The organism is Mesorhizobium sp. M7A.F.Ca.ET.027.03.2.1 (assembly GCF_003999175.1).
GTDB lineage: Bacteria > Pseudomonadota > Alphaproteobacteria > Rhizobiales > Rhizobiaceae > Mesorhizobium.
Map to the genome: position 1 here is coordinate 1 of NZ_RZOM01001152.1, position 1,867 is coordinate 1,867.

A 1,867-nucleotide genomic window follows, 5' to 3' on the forward strand; every position below is an offset into this window, starting at 1 on the left:
ATCTCCTTCGAACCGCTGATCTCCTGGCCACTGCTGGCCTTGGCGCTGGTGCCGCTGGCGCTGCTTGCGCTGGTCGGCCTGTGGTTTCGCCAGCGCGGTTCGGTCTTCCGCTTCATCGCCCTTCTGGCGCTCGCCGCCGCTTTGTTCAACCCGGTGTTCCTCAACGAGGAGCGCGAGCCGCTGAAAAGTGTTGTCGCCCTCGTCGTCGACCGCAGCCAGAGCCAGGATATCGGCGACCGCACCAAGCAGACCGACGAGGCGTTGGCCGGGCTGCAGCAGCGGCTTGGCCGCTTCAAGCAGTTCGACGTGCGCGTCGTCGAGGCCGGCAAATCCGAAGCCGCCGAGGAGCGCACCGAGACACGGCTGTTCGGCGCGCTTGAAGGCGCCTTCCGCGACGTGCCGCCGTCACGCATCGGCGGCGCCATCATGATCACAGATGGCGAGGTCCATGACGCCCCCCCGGGAGCGCCCGATTTCAACGCTCCGCTGCATGCGCTGATAACCGGCAACGATCACGAGAAGGATCGCCGCATACGTTTCGAGAACGCGCCGCGCTTCGGTCTTGTCGGCAAGCCGCTCGACATGACCTACCGCGTCATCTCGACCGAAAACGAGACCGGCCCGGTCGATGTGCGCGTCTCGGTCAATGGCGAACAGGTCGCGGTCGAGCACGCCACCGTTGGCCAGGCGATGCCGCTGCAGGTGACCATTCCGGGTGCCGGGCGCAACATCGTCGAACTCGCCATCGATCGCGAACCGGGCGAACTGACCGACACCAACAACCGCGCCATCGCGCTCATCGACGGCATTCGCGAGAACTTGCGCGTGCTGCTCGTCTCCGGCGAGCCGCATGCCGGCGAACGCACCTGGCGCAACCTGCTGAAATCCGACGCCTCGGTCGATCTCGTCCATTTCACCATCCTGCGGCCGCCGGAAAAGCAGGACGGCACGCCGATCAACGAATTGTCGCTGATCGCCTTCCCGACCCGCGAGCTGTTCGTCGAGAAGATCAAGGATTTCGACCTCATCATTTTCGACCGCTACCAGCACCGCGACGTGCTGCCGATCCTCTATTACGACTACATCTCCGAATATGTCGAAAAGGGCGGCGCGCTGCTGATCGCGGCCGGCCCCGAATATGCCGGCGAAAGCTCGATCGCGCGCACGCCGCTGATGTCCGCCCTGCCGGCGATGCCGACCGGCGAGGTGGTCGACAAGGCCTTCTATCCGCGCCTCACCGAACTCGGCCAGCGCCACCCGGTGACGCGTGGGCTGGATGGCTCTGCCACCGAGCCGCCGCACTGGAGCCGCTGGTTCCGCACCATCGGCGTGCAGAATCCCGAAGGCGCAGTTGTGATGAAGGGCGCCGACAACCGGCCGCTGCTGTTGCTCGACCGCAAGGGCGAAGGCCGCGTCGGCATGCTGCTGTCCGATCAGGGCTGGCTGTGGGCGCGCGGCTTCGAGGGCGGCGGCCCGCATGTCCAGCTCTACCGGCGCATCGCCCACTGGCTGATGAAGGAGCCTGAGCTCGAGGAAGAGCGGCTGACCGCCGACGGCCGCGGCATGGTGCTGGAAATCCGCCGCCAGACGATGGCCGACGATCCCGGCCCCGCGCAGATCATCACCCCGTCCGGCAAGACCTTGACCGTCAAGCTCGAGAAATCCGAGCCCGGCGTTTTCCTAGGCAGCGTCGAGACCAGCGAGATCGGCCTCTATCAGGTCGCCAATGGCGACCTCACCGCGCTCGCCCATGTCGGGCCGGTCAACGCCCCGGAATTCGCCGACGTCATTTCCACCGAAAGCCGGCTGAAGGCGCCGGCTGAAGCCACCGGCGGCAGCGTGCGCCGGCTGGCGTCGTCCACAGCCC

General features: G+C 66.6%; 1 protein-coding gene. It reads left to right on the forward strand.

Going from position 1 to position 1,867, the window contains the following annotated elements:
* Window positions 1-1,867: hypothetical protein (locus EN750_RS32295; RefSeq protein WP_245482874.1), on the forward strand; the 1,867-nt coding region annotated here is incomplete at both ends.